General features: G+C 69.0%; 12 protein-coding genes. 3 read left to right on the top strand and 9 right to left on the bottom strand.

Annotation, left to right across the window (positions count from 1 at the left end; genetic code table 11):
* Positions 1-7: 7 nt before the first annotated feature.
* Positions 8-1,405: an FAD-dependent oxidoreductase gene (locus ACM6LR_RS22440; RefSeq protein ID WP_414940371.1), complete on the bottom strand. Its 1,398-nt coding sequence runs from the start codon at positions 1,403-1,405 to the stop codon at positions 8-10.
* Between the two features lie 454 nt (positions 1,406-1,859).
* On the opposite strand from ACM6LR_RS22440, the gene ACM6LR_RS22445 reads away from it, so the two are divergent.
* Both ACM6LR_RS22445 and ACM6LR_RS22450 read left to right on the top strand, forming a co-directional pair.
* On the top strand, positions 1,860-2,708 hold the full coding sequence (locus ACM6LR_RS22445) for a TauD/TfdA dioxygenase family protein (protein ID WP_414940372.1): 849 nt from the start codon (positions 1,860-1,862) through the stop codon (positions 2,706-2,708).
* 594 nt (positions 2,709-3,302) lie between these two features.
* Positions 3,303-4,892, top strand: a complete 1,590-nt coding sequence (locus ACM6LR_RS22450) for an MFS transporter (protein WP_414940373.1) — start codon at positions 3,303-3,305, stop codon at positions 4,890-4,892.
* A gap of 57 nt (positions 4,893-4,949) precedes the next feature.
* On the opposite strand, the gene ACM6LR_RS22455 is transcribed toward ACM6LR_RS22450, so the two are convergent.
* From ACM6LR_RS22455 to ACM6LR_RS22490, 8 genes are read right to left on the bottom strand one after another with little or no spacing between them, the layout of a single operon-like run.
* Positions 4,950-5,975, bottom strand: a complete 1,026-nt coding sequence (locus ACM6LR_RS22455; protein WP_414944440.1) for a carboxymuconolactone decarboxylase family protein — start codon at positions 5,973-5,975, stop codon at positions 4,950-4,952.
* A gap of 2 nt (positions 5,976-5,977) precedes the next feature.
* On the bottom strand, positions 5,978-7,630 hold the full coding sequence (locus ACM6LR_RS22460; protein WP_414940375.1) for a GMC family oxidoreductase N-terminal domain-containing protein: 1,653 nt from the start codon (positions 7,628-7,630) through the stop codon (positions 5,978-5,980).
* Positions 7,627-8,193, bottom strand: coding sequence for a DUF5987 family protein (locus tag ACM6LR_RS22465; protein ID WP_409492871.1), 567 nt, complete (start codon positions 8,191-8,193; stop codon positions 7,627-7,629). Before ACM6LR_RS22465 ends, ACM6LR_RS22460 begins: the two co-directional genes overlap by 4 nt.
* 37 nt (positions 8,194-8,230) lie before the next feature.
* On the bottom strand, positions 8,231-9,592 hold the full coding sequence (locus tag ACM6LR_RS22470) for a cytochrome P450 (RefSeq protein ID WP_414940377.1): 1,362 nt from the start codon (positions 9,590-9,592) through the stop codon (positions 8,231-8,233).
* Entirely contained in the window at positions 9,589-10,662 is a 1,074-nt protein-coding gene (locus ACM6LR_RS22475) for an enediyne biosynthesis protein (RefSeq protein ID WP_414940378.1), read from the bottom strand. Before ACM6LR_RS22475 ends, ACM6LR_RS22470 begins: the two co-directional genes overlap by 4 nt.
* Before the next feature lie 10 nt (positions 10,663-10,672).
* Positions 10,673-12,646: a CRTAC1 family protein gene (locus ACM6LR_RS22480; protein WP_414940379.1), complete on the bottom strand. Its 1,974-nt coding sequence runs from the start codon at positions 12,644-12,646 to the stop codon at positions 10,673-10,675.
* Between the two features lie 3 nt (positions 12,647-12,649).
* Positions 12,650-13,672, bottom strand: a complete 1,023-nt coding sequence (locus ACM6LR_RS22485; RefSeq protein ID WP_414940380.1) for a DUF1702 family protein — start codon at positions 13,670-13,672, stop codon at positions 12,650-12,652.
* 53 nt (positions 13,673-13,725) lie between these two features.
* Positions 13,726-14,730, bottom strand: coding sequence for a DUF1702 family protein (locus ACM6LR_RS22490; RefSeq protein WP_414944441.1), 1,005 nt, complete (start codon positions 14,728-14,730; stop codon positions 13,726-13,728).
* 756 nt (positions 14,731-15,486) lie between these two features.
* Between ACM6LR_RS22490 and ACM6LR_RS22495 the strand changes: the two genes are divergently transcribed.
* The gene (locus tag ACM6LR_RS22495; RefSeq protein ID WP_414944442.1) at positions 15,487-21,285 is read left to right on the top strand and encodes an SDR family NAD(P)-dependent oxidoreductase; all 5,799 of its coding nucleotides are present in this window, start codon (positions 15,487-15,489) and stop codon (positions 21,283-21,285) included.
* Position 21,286 lies beyond the last annotated feature (1 nt).

The raw sequence follows: 21,286 nt of genomic DNA on the forward strand, positions 1-21,286 counted from the left end.
TCACCGGTCAGCCGAGATGGCGGGTGGTCACGCCGGACGACGGCTCGCGCTCGAGCCAAGAATTCCCGGGAGCCGGCCGCCGCACGGCGTGCCGCAACACCCGGGCGAGCATCCGAGGCCGCATGAGCGCCTGAGGCGGGTCGAGGAGCCCGGCCACCCGCATGAAGCCTTCGGTGACCTTGGGGTCCTTCGTCGCGGCGTACTGCAACCGGGCCATGTAGGCGTTCCCCACCTTGACCTTGATCGAGCGGTGGCCCTCGACGCCGGGGAAGTCCAGATCGCCGTTGACGGACACCTCCCATGGCATGTCGATGATCTGGCCGATCTCGGTGAAAAATTCGGCGGGCCGTGGACTGCCGCCCCGGCGCAGTTGCCGCCGGAGCGCGGCCGCCTCCATCGCGGCGACGGTCATGCCCTGCCCGTACACGGGGTTGAAGCTGCACACCGCGTCGCCCAGCACGAGCAGCCCGTCCGGGAACGCGGGCAGCAGTTCGTAACGCCGTCGCACACTGGCCGGGAAGCGGAAGGTCACCGGGTCGTTCACCGGCTTGGCGCCGACGATCGCGTCGTAGACGTCCGGAATGGGGAGGGACCGGACGAACTCCAGGAATCCCGCCTCGTCCGTGGGCGGATGGTCGCCGAGGATGCCGGTCAGGGAGAGGTTGACCAGGTCGGGACCGCTCCTGCCGAAGAACGCGCCCCTGGGGTGGGCGGGCGACGCGATCGGGTTGATGGACGGGACGCCGCCGAGGATGCCGTCGGTGAGTTCGTACTGCCGGGTGGTGTAGGCGAGCCCGATCTTCACCCTGTCCTCGTCCGGCCTGCGGTAGCCGAACTGCTCCAGCCAGGCGGGGGTGCGGGAACCCCGCCCGGTGGTGTCGACCACCAGATCCGCCGTCAGTGTCTCTTCGCCGGTGCCGCCGTCCCGTGCCTCGATCTTGACCCCGATGACGCGGGTGTGGTCCCGGCTGGGAACCAGTTCTCGGATGTCGTGACGCTCACGGAAGGTCACGTTGGGCAGCGCGGCGACCTGTCGCCGGACGTGCTCCTCGAGCATCGGCCGGGGCGCCAGCACGGAGATCAGCCCGGTTCGCGCCGGCTTCAGCCGTCGCGCGTTCAGGTACCAGTGCATCTCGCCGAGGTCGCAGCTGGGCACACCGGCCGCGGCCAGGCCGTCGGTGAGACCGGGGAACAACTCCTCCAGGATCAAGTGCCCGCGCGCGTGCAGCGCGTGCGCGTGGATCGTGTGCGGCGCACCCCGCCGGGGCCGGTCCACGCCGAGCACCTCGTCCCGGTCGACGACCAGGACCTCGGCGTACGATTCCGCCAGCACCCGCGCCGCCAGGATCCCGGCCATGCTGCCGCCCAGCACCACGGCCCGCTTTCCGGTCTGGTTGTTGGTCATGGCTCGTCTCTCCGTCTCGCTCGTTCTGCGACGCCCGAAGGCACTGGACGTCGACGGCAAACACAGGTCGGGCTGCTCCGCCGCGGCGAAAGGCTTCCAGCGGTCTAGTTCCTCCGAGCGGACACGCGGATCGGCACGATCGAATCGCCGGGTCCTTCTCGGCGAGGATCGGGAATGGGAGCAAAGGCCGGAGCAGTTCCTTGACCATCTCATCGGACCGACCGGGGTCACGTATCACGAAGTGCCGTGTGCCGGTGCGGTTCGCCGTCCGGTGCGGTAATACCGGCCGGTGGGCACTATTTGAGGTGCACCGGGTTCTCGATCACGACGACAATCGGCGGTATGCCCAGGTCGGCGGAATGGTGGCATCGGCCGGACTTCGTCGAGTTGAACTCCGTGCCAAATCCTGCCGGATGACGTCCCGGCACCGGTGAATCCTGGAGGGTTCAGGCTTATGGCCGATTATCAGTCGAAACCGATCTCGTCAACCTTCGGTGCCCGGATCACGGGGCTGGACCTCGCCGCGCCGATCGATCAGGACACAGTGGACAGCCTGGTCGAAGACCTGATCAAGTATCGGGTCCTCGTGGTCCCCGGTCAGAAGCTGGGGCACGCCGACCACATTCGCGTCAGCCGCCTCTTCGGGCCGCTCGACGTCTACCCGGTGTCGAAGTACGTGGTTCCGGAATATCCCGAGGTGCTGACGATCAGCAATATCTTCGAGAACGGAAGCCCCATCGGCCTTTATGACGGCGACGAACAGGAAGAATGGCATACCGATTATTCCTTCAAGAAAGTGATGAGCAAGGCTTCGATGCTCTATTCGGTGATCGCGCCCGAGGTGGGCGGCGATACGCTCTTCGCCGACACGACGGCGGCCTACGATGAGCTCTCCGACGACCTCAAGGGCCGCATCAGGGGATTGCGCGCCGTGCATTCCATGGCGCACCTGGTTGCCGAGGAACTGAAAACCAATCCGCACAAGAAGCCGCTGACGCCGGAAGAACTCGAGCGGACGCCCGACATGGAGCAGCCGCTGGTCCGGGCGCATCCGGTCACCGGGCGCGAATCGCTGCTGCTGGGCAGCATGATCATCAGTGAGATCGTCGGGCTGGACTCGGCGGAGAGCACCGCCCTGCTGGACGAACTCCACGCCCACGCGACCGCGGACCGGTACGTCTACCGCCACCACTGGGAGGTGGGCGACCTGGTCATCTGGGACAACCAGGCCACGATGCACACCCGTACCCCGTGCGACAGCAAGCGTCACCAGCGGCTCCTGTACCGGACCACGGTGATGTAGCGCGGTCCCGGGCATGACGAGTGCTGGATGAGTGATGCTGTGAAGATCGCGTGGAGTGCAACCCCGCGAACGCCCCTTCGGCGCGAACCAAGGTCGTGAAGGCCTCCTTGCCTTCAGGGTCAGGGTCCGGCACTTGGTCCTGGTGTCCCCACTGTGGCATTGGAGACGCAATGCCACAGTGGGGACACCAAACGAACCGGGAGATTCGCGCCAAGCGCCTCTGAGCAGTGTGAACACGACTTTGCCGGGTCCCTGATCCTCAAGTAGGCAAGAAGGCCTTCGCAACCTCGACGATACGGACATACGGCACCCAATCGGACGATGTGACTCGGAAAGCGTCCTCTGTGGACAGTCGCAGCGCCTCACCGAGCTTCACGTGATTTTCACGGAATCAACCGTCTAGTGTCGCGTGATCCTGCAGGTCTTACCCGTGATCAGACGGCGATCTCCGGAGATCGCCGTCCAATCACGCGTGACCGCCGTCTGAACACGCGAGATCGCCGTCCGAGAAACGAAACCCAACGTCAAGCAAGCAGGATCACGCGACACTAGTCCCTCACCGGGAATCCCGGCAGGTCTGGAAAGGAACTTCTGATGGGTGCGAACGCGGCGGACACCGCCGGTCCGAGCGCCGGGCGGCGGGAGTGGATCGGTCTCGTCGTCCTCGCGCTGCCGACCCTGCTGTTGTCGCTTGACTTCAGCGTGATCTACCTGGCCGTTCCGGACCTGAGCGTCGACCTCGGGGCCGACAGCACCCAGCAGTTGTGGATCGCCGACATCTACGGCTTCATGATGGCCGGTTTCCTGGTGACCATGGGCACCGTCGGCGACCGCATCGGGCGTCGCAAGCTGCTGCTGATCGGCGCGGTGCTGTTCGGCGTCGCGTCGATCCTCGCCGCGTTCTCCACCAGCGCCGGGATGCTGATCGCGGCCAGGGCGCTGATGGGGGTCAGCGGTGCGACCTTGATGCCGTCGACGCTGGCCCTGATCAGCACGATGTTCAAGAACCCCCGGCAGATGGGGGTCGCGATCGCCGCGTGGATGGCGTGTTTCATGGGCGGCATGGCGCTGGGGCCGGTGGTCGGCGGTGTGCTGCTGGACAGCTTCTGGTGGGGCTCGGTGTTCCTGCTCGGCGTGCCGGTGATGGTGGTACTCCTCGCGGTCGGGCCGGTGCTGCTGCCGGAGTCCCGTGACCCGGACCCCGGGAAACTGGACCTGGTCAGCGTGGCGTTGTCCCTGCTCGCCGTTCTCCCGTTCGTCTACGGCCTCAAGGAACTCCTCAAGGCGGGCTTTGACGGCCTCCCGGTCGTGTCGCTCGTGCTGGGCGCCGTCTTCGCGGTCGCCTTCGTGAGCCGGCAGCGGAAACTCGCGGATCCGCTGATGGACCTGAGCCTGTTCCGCGACCGCGCGTTCAGCACCGCGCTGCTGGTCGGCTCGATGATCCCGGCATTGCAGGGTGGCACGTACTTCCTGATCGCCCAGCACCTACAGGACGTCGAGGGCCTTTCCCCGATTTCGGCGGGGCTCTGGCTGGCGCCCTCGTCGGCGATCATGATCGGGACCATCCTCGTCGCCCCCGTGCTCGCCCGCCGCGTCCGGCCCGCGTACCTGTTCTGCGTCGGCCTGCTGACCGCGGCGGCGGGATTCGTGGTTCTCACCCGGATCGACGGACCGGGACAGCTGCTGGAACTCTGGATCGGGTACGCGATCATGGCCCTCGGTGTCGGGCTCCCTGCCGGGCTGGGGACCGCGCTGGTCCTGGGAGCCGCCCCGCAGGAGAAGGCGGGTTCCGCCTCGGCCGTGTCCGAGGCGGGCAACGACCTCGGGGTGGCGATGGGGGTGGCCGTGCTCGGCAGCGTCTGCACCCTCGTCTACCGCGGCGAGTTCGCCGGCCAGGTACCGGGCGGGTTGCCGCCGTCCGCGACGGCGGCCGCGGACAACCTCGCCGCCGCGGTCCCGGTGGCCGGGCAGTTGCCGTCACCGCAGGGCCCCGAGTTGCTCGCGGCCGCCCGCGCCGCGTTCACCACCGGCCTCAACACCGTCGCGATCATCTGTAGCGCGCTTTTCGTCGCGCTCGCGGTGCTCAGCGCGGTCGCGCTCCGACACGTCCCGGCGACCGGTACCGAGGCTACCGACACCGAGCCTGCCGATACCGCGGCGGAGCAGTCGTCGCGGCAGCAGTAAGGCCCGCAAGCGAAAGGCCCGGCAGGGAAACCCTGCCGGGCCTTTCGCCTTGCGGACTCACGTCGTGGGCACCAGCCACGATCCGGTCCGGCGGGCGGCGGTGAAGCTCGCCCACGACGTCAGTTCCAGCAGAGAGCGGCCGTTCCCGCCGCCCGCCAGATACGTCCCGATGAGATCGTCGCCGACCTGATGAGGGGAGAGCGCGGTCAGCAAGGCGAGGAGCCCCGCCGTCCGGTCGCCACTGTCCAAACCGGACGTGAACTCCGTCGCCCACGCCCGCCCAAGACCCGGCGGCTCGCCGTCCCACTGCCCGGTCACGTCGAGCACGAGTGCCCGGACCCCGCCGGGAACCGAGCGCTCCCCGGCGGTTTCGTACGCCTGGGCCGCACGGGCGTAGGCGGCCGAGATCGTGGTGTTGCCCGCCGCCCACGCCAGGTCGCCGGGCAACTCGGCCTCGGGCAACAGGGTGAGCGAAGCACCCGGCTGGACGGTGACGCGCGCCGCGGTCCCCATCATCTTGCCGAGCAGCTTCAGCGCGCCGGCGCGGGCGATGCCCGGCACCCCGGGCGGCAGCGGGCTGTCCCGCAGGTACAGGGTCGCCATCCGGTTGATGTACTGGAAGGCGACCGCGGTCCCCGCGTACTCCGGGAGCACGGCCGCCGGGAACGGCGCGGGCCGTGAGGCCGCGCCGTCCCGCGTCGCCACCGCGCGCGCCCAGTCCTCGAGCGAAGCCAGCTCCCCGTCGCGGGCGGGCGCCAGGCCCGCCAGCGTCGCTTGGTGCACGCTGACGCAGTAAAGACATTCGTTGCCGGCCGATACGGCGGCGGCCACGGTCTCCTTGCCTGCCCGGCTGGCCACACCGTCCGCGACCAGTACCTCGCGCAGCAGGATCCAGGTCGCCGCGAGCAGGTCCGGCGCGGGGGAGTGCAGTGAGACCGGTGGGGCGATCAGGCCGAAGTCGCGTTCGCACTGGCCGTAGATCGTCCGCACCTGGCCCGTGGCGGCGCCGGGCCGCACGGCCTCGATGTGCTGGATGTGGGCTATGGACCGCCGTCCGGCTGTCTTCAGCGGCGTGCTTGCCATCGCTAACGCACCGCCAGATCCGATACCAGCGGCAGCGTGCCCCGGCGGCCCGCGGTCTCACCGAGGGGCGAGGGCGCGCCGTACTTCACGGAGACGCCGCGGTCCTTCGCGGCTTGGACGATCCCGGGCATGGCGCGTTCGGCGAGTGCCGCGATGGTCAGCGCGGGGTTGACCGTCAGCGCGCCGGGTACCGCGGAGCCGTCGGTGACGAAGATGCCGGGATGCCCGCGCAACTCGTGCCGGTCGTCCAGCGCCGACGTGGCGGGATCGTCGCCGATCCGGCAGGACGCCAGCGGGTGCACGGTGTACGCGCCGACGACGTCGTTGGTCCACGGCATGACCTCGGCCAGTCCGTCGCGTTCCATCACCGCCTTGACGGCCGCGTCCGAGATCTCCCAGCCGTGCCTGGTGTTCGCGGTCGGCTCGTAGCTGATCGTGCCGCGGCCGAGCATCTGCTGCGAGATCCGGTGTGCGTTGCCGGTCGGCGGTGGCGGGCCGAACACGCCTTCGTTGTCGTCCTCGCTCATGGTGAACGTGGTCAGCCACGACTGCCACTTGCGGACGATCTCCTTCTTCTCCCGCCCGAACCAGCTCGGCCCGGCCGCGCCGGGGACCTGCGCCAGGATCGTGCCGAAACCCGGCGGGAAATACAGCTGTTCCAACGAGAACCGCGAGTACTCGGGCAGACTGGCGTCCAGGTTGTCCCAGCTCGCCACACACGGGCCCTTGCCGATCTGGTTGGCTTCGTAGGCCCGGCCGTCGCCCCGGTCGAGGCCGAACAGCTCACGGGCCCTGTCCTCGTCGACGATCGCGGTGTTGAGCCGTTCCCCGTTGCCGGAGAAGTAGCGGCCGACCGCGTCCGGCATCCCGCCGAGCGCGGCTTCGGACCGTTGCAGGATCACCGGTGTCGCGCCGGCGCCAGCCGCCATGATCACGATCTTGGCGTCGATGACGCCCTCGTCGTGGAGGATCCGGTAGTCCTCCGCGTCGACGGTCGAATAGTGCACCCGGTAGCCGTGGTCGGTGCGCGAGAGCCGCTGCACCTCGTGCAGGGGCCGGATCTCGGCACCGTGCGCGACCGCGGCCGGCAGGTAGTTGAGCAGCAGCGAGCGTTTGGCGTCGAACCGGCAGCCGGACATCATCCAGTTGCAGTTGGTGCAGCGGTCGACGTCGATGGCGACGGGCACCGGGTTGGCCGTGCGGCCCGAGTGGTTGCACGCGGCCGCGAACAGCCCGCCGGCGTAGGTCACCTGGTTCCAGTCCGACATGGACACCGGCAGGGCCTCCGAGACGCGGTCGTACCACGGCTCGAGGGTGTCGCGGGAGATCGACGAGGGCCACATGCGGCGCCCGATCGAGCCATGGCGGTCGAAGACGAACTTCGGCGCGCGAGGCATGGCGGCGAAGTAGACGACGCTGCCGCCGCCGACACAGTTGCCGCCCAGCAGGCTCATGCCGTCGCCGACCACGAAGTCGAAGATCCGGGTGTAGGAGGAGCCGAGCAGGAAGTCGTGCTCGAACTCCTCACTGCGCACCCACGGTCCGCGTTCGAGCATGACGACCTTGGCGCCGCCGGCGGCCAGGTGGTAGGCGGCGATGGCGCCGCCGAAACCCGTGCCGATCACAAGGACGTCGGTGGATTCCGTGCTGTTCATGCGGGGCTCCCCGAGGCTGTGGTGTCAGGGTGGAGTTCGGCGAACTTCCGCCGGTAGGAGTACGCGGGGAAACGCCAGAGGCCGTCGGCGTCCGGAGGCGCGAAACCGGTGGCGGCCAGTCCCGGATGCCCGGCGGCGAGCGCGTCCGCGGTGTGCATGTGCGCGGCCGTGTCGAAGGCCATGTTGCTGAACAGGGCCAAACCGACCCAGGCCTCCTTCTCGGGGTGTCCCGGCGCGAGCAGTTCGCCGACCAGTTCGGTCCGGTCGTCGAAGGAAAGCGCGACGAACGGGGGAACCTCGGGGTCCAAAGTGGTCTCGAGGTCGGCGGCGCGAGCCGTCGCGTGTCCATTGAGGACGGTGGTCAAACCGTCCAGCAGGTCGACGAGACCGGCCGCCGGCGTCTCCAGCAGTTCGATCGCACCCGCCGCCACGGCGCCCTGTCCGGTGGACGCGCCCGCGACCGCCCGGTCGTCCGGCGTGCGTTTCTCCCCGGGGATGATGGTGTCCGCGAACGCTTCGAGCGTCATCGTTCGCCTGCGGCGTTCCGCACTGTCCGATGGCATGACTGTCTCCTCGTAGGCGAGTTTCGGGATGCCGCGATCAGGCGCGGCGGACCGACATCGGGAGCCGGTCACGGATGCGAAGGGAAAGCATCGCTTCCGGAACGACGCGGTACCCGGGGGTTTTGACCAGCTTGAGCGCGCGGGCGACACTCGCGATGACGAAGACCGCTTCGAGCATGCCCAGGCTGTTTCCGACGCAGAAGCGGGGACCGGCGCCGAACGGGATGTAGGCGTACCGGGGCCGGTCGGTCGTGTTCGCCGGGGTGAACCGGTCCGGGTCGAACTTCGACGGCGCGTCCCAGAACGCCGGATGGCGGTGCAGCGTGTACGGACTGACGATCACGTCGGCCCCGGCGGGTACCGCGTAGCCGCCGACCACGTCGGCCTCCTGCGCGATCCTGGGCAGCAGCCACACCGGCGGGTAGAGGCGCATGACCTCTTCCACCACCGCCGCGGTGTAGGTCAGCCGGTGCAGGTCCGCGTAGACCGGCGGCCGGTCGCCCAGCACCTCGACCGCTTCGGCGTGCAGCCGCTCCCACACCTCGGGATGACGGTCGAGCAGGGCGAATGCCCAGCCGAGTGTGCTCGCCGTGGTCTCGTGCCCCGCCAGCAGCAAGGTGATCAGCTCGTCCCGCGCCCGTTGACCGGCGGTCAGCGGATCGTCGTCTTCGGCGGCGGAAGCGATCAGCCGGGTCAGGACGTCGTCGGCGCCCGGGACCGGGCTCTGACGACGTTCCGCCAGCAGCCTGTCGGCGACTCCGCGCAGGTTGTCACGGGCCGCGCGGAACCGGCGCTGCTTGGCCAGTGGCAGCCAGGACGGCACCAGGTTCATCGTCACGGCTTCGAACATCGCCTGGTTCTGCACGGCTTCGAACGAATGCCCCACCGCGTCGAAGCGGCCGAGGTCGGTGTCCAGCAGGGTCCGGCCGAGCACCCCGAGGGTCAGCTGGGTCATCTCTTGCAGGACGTCGACGGGTTCGCCGTGTTCGTGTGCCCTGAGCCTGGCCACCAGTTTCCCGGCCTCGTCGGCGACGATGTCCGCCTGCCGGGCGATGCGCTTGTGCTGGAAGACCGGTTGGATGGTCTTGCGCTGTTTGCGCCACAGGTCGCCTTCGCTGGTCAGCAGGCCGTCACCGAGCGCCCGTCGTGATTCCGCCAGGCCGATGCCCTTGTGGTAGTTCGCGCTGTTGTCCGCGAGCACGTGCTTGGCGTAGTCCGGGTGGTTGAACAGGTACATCGCCTTCGGCCCGATGGCGATCCGCACGGCGTCACCGTGCCGCTCCGCCGCCGACGACATCAGTTCGAGCCGGTCGGTGAACAGCATCCTCAGCAAGTTGAGCGTGGCCCGGCGCGGTGGGCCTGGGGGTACCTCGCGCCGGACCACAAGCTTGGTGGTCATGTGCGCACAGCCGGGGAGTCGTCCTTCAGCCGCGCACCGGTCTGTCCGTTGCCGTTGCCGTTGCTGCTGCCGTTGCCTGACAGGGCCACGGCCTCGGCTTCTCCCGATCCCGCTTCGCGCAGTTCCGCTTCGCGCTGTGTCCTGGCCTTGTCGACGAAGTGCAGCGACCAGAAGAACAAACCGCGGATCAGGCACACCGCCGCCGTGGCGAAGAAAAGGCCGTAAGCCACGTGGGCGACCATGAAGAAGCCGTAGAGCAGGGCGATGCCGGAGCCGAACGCCACCTGCGACGCGGGTTTCGAGGGAGTGGTGCCAGGGTCGGTGACCATGTAGTTGGTGAAGAGCACGAACGCGACACCGGTCATCATGCCGAGCGCCGCCGGGATGGAGGTGTCGAACAGCCAGCCTCGCACGATCGCTTGCAGGGCGAACGTGGCCAGCCAGGCCCCGATCAACCACATCCGGCCGGTCAGCTTCGCGTTGAGGATGGTCCCGGAGATCAGGATGATCGCCACGATCAGCCAGCCGATCCAGGTGTCCACGTTCTCGGTGAAGTGGTAGGGCGGGGCGATGCTCGCCCACGGGAACAGCAGCAGGATGACGCAGATCCCGAGGTTCGACGGGTTCATGTAGTGCCGCAGCCGACCGCGTACCGGTGCCCGCAGGATCCATTTCGCACTGACCGCGACCACGACACCGAACACCATCACTTCGATGTGGTCGTTGACGTAGGTCAGCATGTTGAGCGCGAGGCCGGTGATATGGGCCGGGAACAGGAACTCCATCATTCCCTTGGGCCCCCCGCCGGCGAAGCGGGTCGCCCGCCCTTCCATCCTCGCGCCGACGAGCTCCAGGACGATTTCGGTGGCGTAGGCGGTGGCCAGCGCGACCAGCGGCCACGACCAGGGTTGTTCGAAGCCCAGCAAGGTGTAGCCGAGGATGTTGAAGATCGTGATCGAGATGGCGAACCGCCGCAGGGCCGTGATCACTTTCGGATCGTGCCGCGGAGCGGTGCTCTTGCCGTTCTGGACGCCGTTCTTCGTATGGGCGTCGGTTGCGTGCTCGGTCATGTCGGTCACCTCATTTCTTCAGGGGTTCGGCTTGCGCGCCGAGCCGCAGGTCGTGCCAGCCCGCGTTCAACGACAGGTCCTGCTGCCGCACCTGACCGGTGCGGTCGCGCCATTGCAGGTGGACCTGTACCGGCCCGGACACCTTTTCGCCGAGGCCGATGTGCAGCTCGTGACTGCGTTTGCCGGAGTGACCGCTGCCGCCGTCCACTCGGCCGATGAGCTTGCGCCCGTCCGCGGTGGTGACGGTCGCCTCGGCGCCGATCACCGGCGAGCCGGTGGCGGCGGAAGGTCCGGCCGAGGACGGTGCGTCGTGGGAAAGCCGCAAGCCGAGGAAGGAGCCTGTGTCCGGACTGTCGTTGTGGTAGAACACCGGCGCTTCCCACTGCCGGGCGACGGCGAGGTCGAGGCGGCCGTCACCGTCGGCGTCGCCGGTGGCGATGCCCCGGGTGGGCACCGGTACGGCCAGCCCGAGCTTCGGCGCGAGGTCGGTGTAGCGGCCGTCGGAACCCTTGACGAAGAAGTGCAGCGTCTGGTCACCGGCGAGGTCGTCGCCCGCCTTGAGATTGGGCCACCACAACGGATTGTCGAGCAGTCCGTCGTTCGCCGTCGCGAGTTCCTGAAGCTGCGGCCAGCGGTTGACCGCGCCCTTGACGAAGCCGGTGGCCTGCGCGATCGCCGGGTCACCGCTGTTGTCGAAGTCGGCGATCTTGACGTCCCAGCCCCAGCCGGACCAGGCGGTCCCCGCTTCCGTGCTGCGGTCGGCGTAGGGTGCCACGCCCTTGTTCATCTCGGCCCGCATCCCGGCGTGGTCCTTGGCGTCGGCCATGAAGTGGTAGTTGCTTTCCTGGATGCCGAACGTGGTGGTGATGTTGCTGACGAACGCGTCGTTGAGGCCGTCGTGATTCAGGTCGCCGAAGTCCACGCCCATGCCCTTGAACGAGTCGTTGCCGAGCCGTTTGGACTTGGGCACCCCCGGGGTGTGCGCCCCGATCACGTCGGTGAAGGCGAACTGGCCGGGCTTGGACTGGTTGTACAGCAAGTGATCCGGGCCGAAGTCATTGGCGACGTAGAGTTCCGGCAACAGATCGCCGTCGAGGTCGGTCGCGCTGGCCGCGAGCGACCAGCCGGTGTTCGCCAGCCCTGGCAGCACGTTGTCGAAGCACTTGAAATTGGCGCTCGGCCGGTCGCCGCCGCTCGCCCCGGTCCAGCGGAACAGGTACTTGCCGCCGCTGTTGTGGGCGTGTGACATCGAGTGGTTCATCTCGACCCCGGTGCTCACGCGGTCGTCGAGCACCGGACCGTCGGGGAAGTAGTTGCCGATGAAGATGTCCTGGTGCCCGTCACCGTCGAAGTCGCCGACCGTGGCGGCGTTGGTGTTCCACAGTGGACCCGTGTAGCGCCCGGCGTCGGAGTTGTCGCCGGGCACCAGTTCGGTGGCCTGGTAGGTGGTGGCGTCGAGCCGGGTGGCGGTGGGCTTGGCGAGGTAGAGGATCGGCGTGCGGCCCCAGTAGTAGGCCAGCAGGTCCATCCGGCCGTCCTCGTTGAAGTCGCCGGGCACGCAGCCCATGGGCGCCATGATGTCGCTCGTCGGCAGCGGTGCCGGGTCCAGTGCGAACGGGGCGTAGCGGTCGCTGCCCGCGCCCGGCGTCGGGGTGATCACGACCTGGTCGCTGCGCGGGTCGACCAGGCACAGGTCGTTGGCGCGGCGGTCACCGTCGAGGTCGTTCATCGCGACCGCCGCGCCGACCGAGGAGATCCACGCGCGAATGTGCTCGTAGTCCTTGTTCACCTTGCGGATGCTCTGGTGCTTGGCCGCGGCGGGCAGCGCGATCGTCATCGGGGTGAACGCGTACTTGCTCGCCATGCGGTCCTGATCGGCGGAGGCGGCGACCGGGAGGCGCACCAGCAGGTATCCGATCACCAGCAGCACCACCGCGAGGATGCCGGGTAGCTGCTTGCGCAGCGGGCCGAACGTCGTGGTCATCGGTCAACACCTTCCGAGAGAGACGAATTGGTCGGCTGTCTGCCGGCGCCAGATCTCGTAGGCGGCGACTCCGGCTTGCGGCTCGGCCGAGCCCGGGCGGGCGCGGACGGTGAGTTCGGCGGCCTCGTGCGGGTTCATGCCGCAGAGGATCTCGGTGGCGACGCCGGTGTGCGGGACCACCAGTCCCGCTCGGACGCGGGCTTCGGCGGCGAAGGCGCTGGCCTGCGCGACGAGTGGCCAGTGTTCGCCAGACCGCTTCCGCAGCAGTTGGAGTTCTTCCCTGTCCACGCCGCCCGCGTAGGTGGCCGCGAGGGCCGCTCCGCTGTAGAGGTCTTCGTGCCGCCGTGGCGCGAACCCTTCGATCTGGGTGCAGACCCGTTCGGCGTCCGTGCCGCAGACGAACCACAAAGCCCGCCCGATGCCCTGGTCGAGTACCCGGTCGGCATACGAGGCCGGTTCGTCCGGCCAGGAGAACGCGCCGTCGACGAACTGCTCCCCGACGTACTTGGCGGTGTGGAAGTAGGCTTGGTGGAACCCGTAGCCGTCGAGGAGGAGCCAGCGGAGCAACGGGTCGTACGCGGTGATGTCGGGCCAGAGGAACCGGGGAAGCCTCGCCAGCGCCCACCCCACGCCGATGTAGGCCATGTAGACGTGTTGTGAGCTTCGGGCGGCCAGCGCGTCGAGGACCCGGCGGCCGCTGGTCAGGGGCAACGCGTCCATGACGGCGAAGCCCATCGCCGCGCCTTCGTAGGCGAAGCCGCGGAAGCGTGACGGCACCTGTTCCAATTCGGTCTCCGCCTCGGCGACCGTACGAGCCTCCGCGGCGAATCCGTACCCGGTGAGGAATGTCCTACCCACGGTTTCCAGCAAGTCCTTGCTGGCCGCTGTCTTCACGTGAAACCCGCGTGTTTCGACCTGTGTCGCCTTGACGCCTGGTGTCAGGATTTGTCGCCTGAGTGCTCTGAACATGGCGGCCAATGGATTCTCCGCTCGTGGACTGGAATGCGATTCGTTTTCGGGCAGCATGCTGATTCCGGTGCCGCGGGCACCGGGTTGACGTTTTCTGCTTTTCGGGTTTTCTACTTTTCGGAACGGGACAGCTTTTCCCGTGGCGTGGCCGGTTCCGCGAACCTGTCACGGATCCCGCGTCGCCAGAGTTCGTAGGCGGGCACGCCGTTCTCGCCGGTGGTGACGGCTGCAGCGCCCGCCACTTCGAGTAGCTCGCCGGGACTGTGGCCGGTCAAGGCCCTGCTGACGACTTCGGTGTGCGGCGGGCTGTATCCCGCCAGTGTGCGGGCACTGACCGCGAAGACCGACCCCACCGCCACCGACGCCGCATGGCCGCCGGATGCCTTTCTCAGCGCGATCAGGCCGGGTTCGGCGCACCCGCCGGCGAAAGTGGCGGCCAGGCCCACGCCCGACCAGAGATCGGCGTGGCGCGGGTCGGGGAACCTGGTGACGGCGGCGGTCACCGCCTCCGGGACCCCGCCGTGCATGAACCACAGCGCCCGGCCGATGCCTTGGTCCACCGCGCGGGTGAAGTAGTCCGGCGTCCCCTGCCAGGGATAAGGCTTGGGTACCTCCTGGCGGTCCACCCAGCGTTTCTTGTCGAAGTAGGCGAGATCGAACCCGTAACCGTCGACCGCCAGCCAGCTCATGGTCGGGTGGAACAGCGAGTCGTCCAGTGACGGCAGTACCTTCTTCCACAGCATTCTCGGCAGTTTCGCCATGGCGAAACCGATCCCGATGTAGGCGAGCAGAAGATGCGGTGCCCCCGGCCCCCGGAGGAGGTCGCGGGTGCGGTGCCCGCCGCCCATCGCGTCGAGCACGGTGAACGCCATGGTGGCTCCCTCGTAGGCGAACCCACGCATTTCCGGTTCGATCAGCTCGAGTTTGCGTTCGAGTTCCCACAGGCTTCGCGTGTCTATACCCCATTCGAATCCGCAGACGACCGCCTGCGGTATCGCTTCCAGCCTGCGGACGGCGTCGGAATCCGTCACGGTGAAACCGCGGGTGGCGAAGGAGACTTCACTCAGCGCGGGGGTCAGGGCGAGTCTGCGCAGTGAACCTGATGTGGTGGGCATGGTTCCTCCTGATAAGTGATCGTGGCTCAAGCGGTCGGTGGCGTCATCTCAAGCCATGCCCGCTTCTTCGTTTTGATTCAATTGTCAGGAGCGCGTGCCACGTGGATGAACACGCGGTGGCAGAAGGTGTTTCCGCGACAGGCGGGAACCGGGGGAAATGTCCCTTGTGTTTCGATGCGCCGCCCCACTTCGCGCGGCTGAGTGATCCATGCTACCGACTTCCGCATTTGTTTCGAATGGTCGTCGCGAATAAGGGCAGACGTGAAGTCGTTAGGCAGGCGAACGGCCCAGCTGGGTCACTTTCGGTGAGTATCGCCTGGCCAGGCCGCTCCGCCAAACGGGACGCCGTTGCGACCATCGGGTGGGGGTGCCCGATAAACGAGTAAACGGCGGATCCTTGTGTGACGCTCGTTCACTCGTCCGAGGAGATTGATCCGAAGGGGTCCTGGGCGGTCGTCGTGCGTGTCAGCGGGTTTCGCGATTAATTCGAGAACATTGTTGTGTCTTGTCCGTCGTTTCGGTGGGCACGGCTGAAGGCGGAGGTTTCGCCTGCCTGGGGCAGACTGTGGACATCAAGGGTGCACGCCGCCGATGAGTGTCGATCCGCCGTCGCCGCGTGCCGAATGGAATTCTCCGCACCGAGTAAGGGGATCCATGTTCTGCGTTCCATCGCGATTAAACGAATGCCGGCCGAGGCGGATCGATGGCGGTGGAACCGGCCGGTCAACGGGCAATCACCGTGGAGGTGGTGAAAGCGTGAGCAGCACCAGGATCGCGATCGTCGGTATCGGGCTGTGCTACCCGGACGCGGGCTCGCCCCGCGAACTGTGGGAGAACGTGCTGGCAGGACGCCGAGCCTTCCGGCGGCTGCCGGACGAGCGGATGAACCACGCGGACTACTACTCGCCGGACCCGGCGGCGCCGGACCGGTTCTATTCGGCGAAAGCCGCTGTACTGCGCGACTTCGAGTTCGACCGGGCACGTTACAAGGTGTCCGGTGGAACCTACCGCGCGACGGATCTGACCCACTGGCTCGCACTCGACGTCGCCGCGCAGGCGCTGACCGACGCGGGTTACGCCGACGGTGAGGGGCTTCCGCGGCAGTCGACGGGCGTTGTTCTCGGCAACAGCCTCACCGGGGAGTTCTCCCGCGCCAACATCATGCGGCTCCGCTGGCCGTACGTCCGCCGGACGCTCGCGGCGGCGCTGGCGGAGAAGGGATGGACCCCGGAGGAGTCGGGCGAGTTCCTCCGCGAGTTTGAAACCCGCTACAAGGAACCGTTCCCGCCGATCAACGAGGACTCGCTGGCCGGGGGACTGGCGAACACCATCGCCGGCCGGATCTGCAACCACTTCGACCTGGGCGGTGGCGGCTACACGGTCGACGGCGCGTGCTCTTCCTCGCTGCTGTCCGTCGCCACGGCGGCGAAGGCGCTGGAGGATGGTGACCTCGATGTCGTGCTGGCCGGTGGGGTCGACCTGTCCATCGATCCCTTCGAGGTGATCGGGTTCGCCAAGACCGGTGCGCTCGCCAAGAGTGAGATGAAGGTCTATTCCAAGGACTCCAACGGTTTCTGGCCGGGGGAGGGGTCGGGACAGCTGGTGCTGATGCGGGAGTCCGACGCGATCGAGCAAGGGAAGCGGATCTACGCCACGATCACCGGCTGGGGCGTCTCCTCCGACGGCAAGGGTGGGATCACCCGGCCCGAGGCGGACGGCCACCGGCTCGCGCTCTCGCGCGCCTACCGCCGGGCGGGCTACGGGTTGGAGTCGGTCTCCTACTTCGAGGGGCACGGCACCGGGACCGCTCTCGGCGACGCCACGGAGATCGACGCGTTGTCTTCGGCACGCCGGGACGCGGGGCCGTCGGCCCGTCCGGCCGCGCTCAGCACCGTGAAGGGCAACCTCGGGCACACCAAGGCCGCTGCCGGGGTCGCCGGCCTGATCAAGGCGTCCCTCGCGGTGTACCACCAGGTCATCCCGCCGGGCACCGGGTTCGGCGAACCGCACCCGAAGCTGCTCGACGACTCCGCCGCGCTGTACCTGCCGCGCAGCCCTGAACTGTGGCCCACGAGCGAGCCTGTCCGGGCCGGGGTCTCGGCGATGGGCTTCGGCGGGATCAACACCCACATCGCGGTCGAGGAGCCGCGTGGTGTCACGCGCCGCGCCGAGCTGGACGGCTGGACCGCGAACGCCGCGGCCGGACGCCAGGACGCCGAGGTCTGGCTGTTCGACGCGGCCGACACCGCGGAGCTGCGGGAGCGGATCGCGAGGGCCGCCGCGGTCGCGGGCAAACTCGCGTTCGCCGAACTGGCCGACGTCGCGGCGGTTCTGGCCGGTGAACTCACCGGTGCCGCCGTCCGCGCCGCCGTGGTGGCGGCGAACCCCGAAGAAGCGGAGAAGCGCCTCGCCGGTCTGCTCGACCGGATCGACGCGGGGGAGGCCACCGTCTTCGAACCGGGTGAAGGCCTCTTCCTCGACCAGTCGGCCCGCCCACCGGCGATCGCCTTCCTCTTCCCGGGGCAGGGCTCGGGCAAGGGCACTGCCGGTGCTCTCCGGCGGCGGTTCGAAGAGGCCGACGAGCCTTTCGTGACGGTGGGGCTGTCCGGGAACGGCGACCAGGTCGCGACGCAGGTCGCCCAGCCGAGGATCGTGGCGGGAGCGGTGGGCGCGCTAGAAGTGTTGCGGCGCCTCGGAATCGAGGGTGCTGTCGCGGCGGGGCACAGCCTCGGCGAACTGAGCGCGCTGCATTGGGGCGGCGCCCTGGACACCGCGCAGGTGCTGCGTCTGGCCGCGGTGCGCGGCGAAGTCATGGCCGCGGCCAGCCGCGGTGGCGGCACGATGGCGGGTCTCGCGACCGGCCCGGACGACGCGGCACGGCTGGCCGAAGGCGAGGACGTCGTCATCGCCGGGTTCAACGGGCCCTCCCAGACTGTGCTGTCCGGCGCTGTCGCGGCGATCGAGCGGGTTTGCGCTCGAGCGGCCGCGGCCGGGGTCACCGCCACCCGGATCGCGGTCTCCCACGCGTTCCACTCACCGCTCGTCGCGCCCGCGGCCGAGGCGATGACCGAGCGTCTCGCCGAGTTCGACTTCGCGCCGTTGACCGGCCGGGTGATCTCCACCGTGACCGGCACGGCCCTTACCGCGGGGACCGACCTGCGGGCGTTGCTGCGCGAGCAGGTCCTGGCCCCGGTGCGGTTCCACCAGGCGGCCGCCGAGGCCGCCGGCCAGGCTGACCTGGTGCTCGAGCTGGGGCCCGGCCGGGTGCTCGGCGGCCTGCTGGCCGAGATCGCGCCGGACAAACCGGTGCTGTCCCTCGACACCGACAACCCGTCACTCGTCCCGCTGCTGCGGATCGTCGCGGCGGCGTTCACCGCGGGCGCGCCGGTGGACGCCGAGGCGCTCTTCGAGGGCCGGGTCGTTCGGCCGTTCCCGCTCGACGGTGGGTTCACCTTCCTGGCCAGTCCCTGTGAGGAGGCCCCGGAGAGCTCGATCGGGCAGACCATGCTCCCGGAGGAAGCGCCCGCCGAGACGGCCGTCCTCGCGTCCGGCATCGGTCAGTCGACGCTCGACCTGCTGTGCAAACTGGTCGCCGACCGGCTGGAACTCCCGCCCGATGTCGTCGGCCCGGACACTCATCCGCTCGACGACCTGCATCTGAGCTCGATCACGGTCGGCCAGCTGATCAACGACGTGACCAGGGAGCTGGGCCGTCCGGCGCTGGCCGCGACGACGAACTTCGCCACGGTGAGCATCGGTGAGCTCGCGAAGATGATCGACGAGCTGGCCGCGACCGCCCAGGCGGACGAGTCGCCGGACAACGCGGAGCCGCCCGGTGTCGCGACCTGGGTGCGGGCCTTCTCTGTCGGCGAAGTCGCCGAACCCGTCCCCGCGGCCGACGACGCGACGAGCGCCGCCCCCGGCTCCTGGACCGTTCACACGGTGGCGGGTCATCCCCTCGCCGAACCCGTGCGCGGGGCGCTCGAAGCCTCGGCCGTCGGCGAGGGTGTGTTGCTGTGCCTGCCGACCGAGTGCGACGAGTCGCATTCAGGACTGTTCCTCGAAGCGGCACGGGCGGCGTTGGCCGCGTCCGCGGGCAGCCGGTTCGCGGTGGTCCAGCACGGGCTGGGTGCGGACGGGCTGGCCAGGACGCTGTTCCTGGAGTCGGGCACCACACCCACGACCGTGATCACCTTCGACGACCCGGCGATCGCGGGCGAGGCGGCGGCAGCACTGGTGGCCACCGAGGTCGCCGCGACCACGGAATACACCGCGGTGCGCTACGCGGTGGACGGCACCCGGACAGTGCCGGCGCTCACCGCGATGCCGCCGGACCGGGCCGGACCGTCCCCTTTGGACGCCACCGACGTGGTGCTGGCGACCGGGGGCGGCAAGGGCATCACCGCCGAGTGCGCGCTGGCCATCGCCATGGACAGCGGTGCCAGGCTGGCCCTGTTCGGCAGGGCAGCGGTGCACGAGGACACCGAACTCGCCGCGAACCTGTCCAGAATGGACGCCGCGGGAGTCGAGTACCAGTACGAACAGGTCGACGTCACCTCGGCGGCGGAGGTCGCGGCCGGGGTGGCCCGGATCAAAGCCGGCCTGGGTGCCGTCACGGCCGTTCTCCACGGCGCCGGGCGCAACATGCCCGCCGCGATCGGCTCGCTGACCCCGGAGGAGTTCAGCGCGACCTTGGCGCCGAAGGTCTCGGGGCTGCGGAACGTACTGGCCGCGGTCGACCAGGACCGGCTCAAGCTGCTGCTGACCTTCGGCAGCGTCATCGGCCGTGCCGGTCTACGCGGGGAAGCGCACTACGCCACCGCTAACGACTGGATGTCCGAGCTGACCGTGCGGTTCCAGCGGGAGCACCCGCGGGCCAGGGCGCTCGCGCTCGAGTGGTCGGTGTGGTCCGGTGCGGGCATGGGGGAGCGGCTGGGCGTGGTGGAGGCGCTGATGCGTGACGGGATCACGCCGATCTCGACCGAAGAGGGAATCGCGGTGCTGCGCCAGGTGCTGGGCGACCCGTCGGCAGGACCGGTGCTGGTCGTTTCGGGCAGGCTCGGCGGGCAGCCGACGCTGAACCTGCCCCGCCCCGAACTGCCGCTGCGCCGGTTCACCGACCGGGTTCTCGTGCACTACCCGGATGTCGAACTCGTCACCGAAGCCGATCTGAGCGCGGGCAGCGACCCGTACCTCGCCGATCATCTGCTCGACGGCGACTACCTGTTCCCGGCGGTGCTGGGCATGGAGGCGATGGCGCAGGTCGGCGCCGCGGCCGTCGGGCACCGGAGCTCGCCCCTGCTCGAAAACGCCGAGTTCCTGCGCCCGATCGTCGTGCGCCCCGGCGGTGTCACGACCGTCCGGTTCGCGGCGCTCGTACGGGACGCCTCGACGGTGGAAGTGGTCATCCGCAGTGCCGAGACGGGCTTCAGCGCCGACCACTTCCGGGCCACCCTGAGGTATCCGCGTCCCCGGCTGGTGGCGGTGGTCGACGGGGCCGAGCCTGATCTGCCGCTGGTCCCGGTGGAACCGGTCAGCGACCTCTACGGCGGGGTGCTGTTCCAGGGAAAGCGGTTCCAACGGCTACAGGCCTACCGGCGCGTCGGAGCGCGACGTGCCGTCGCCGAAGTCTCGACGAGCACGACTTCGGCGTGGTTCGCGCCGTTCCTGCCGCAGGAACTGGTACTGGCCGACCCTGGCACCCGTGACACGATGATGCACGCTTTGCAGTGCTGCGTCCCCGACGCCACGTTGCTGCCCGAACGCGTCGACCGGCTCCATCTGTCCGAAGTGGAGGACCAGAACACGCCATACGTCGTTCTCGACGCGCGTGAGCGGTCACAGGACGGGGACAGCTACATCTACGACATCGACGTCCGCAACCAGGTCGGCATTCTGGTCGAACGATGGGAAGGTCTCAAGCTCAGGGCGGTCCGCAAACGCGACGGCGCCGGCCCGTGGGTGCCGTCGCTGCTGGGGCCGTATCTCGAACGCTCCCTCGAAGACGTGCTCGGGGGTGGGCGCACGGTGGTGGTCGAACCCGACCCGGTCCGGACGGACGCGGGTCCGCCCGCGGAGCGGCGGGCGCAGACGAAGCTCGCCGTGAGCCGGGCGCTGGGCCGCCCCGTCCAGGTGCGGTACCGGCCGGACGGGCGCCCCGAGACCGACGGCGCGGTCATCTCGGCTTCCCACACCGCCGGGCTGACCATGGCGGTGGTGGGCGAGGGGCGGCTGGGTTGCGACATCGAAACGGTTCTGTCCCGCGCCGAAGCCGACTGGGCGGGCCTCCTGGGGCCGGACGGCGTCGCGGTCCGCGACCTGCTGTGCTCCGTGTCGGCGGACGACGTGGCGGTGGCGGGCACCCGCGTCTGGAGCGCGCTCGAGTGCGTGCGCAAAGCGGGTTCGGCCGGTCAGGCGCTGACCGTGGACCGGGTGCTGCCCCAGGGCTGGACGGTGCTTTCCGCCGGCGACACCCGCATCGCCACCTGGGTGACGACGATCTCCGGGGTGGTCGAGCCGGTGGTGTTCGCCGTGCTGGTGGGGAAGGAGTGGTGAC

The sequence above is a fragment of the Amycolatopsis sp. cmx-11-32 genome, assembly GCF_047608695.1.
In the GTDB taxonomy this organism is placed as follows: domain Bacteria; phylum Actinomycetota; class Actinomycetes; order Mycobacteriales; family Pseudonocardiaceae; genus Amycolatopsis.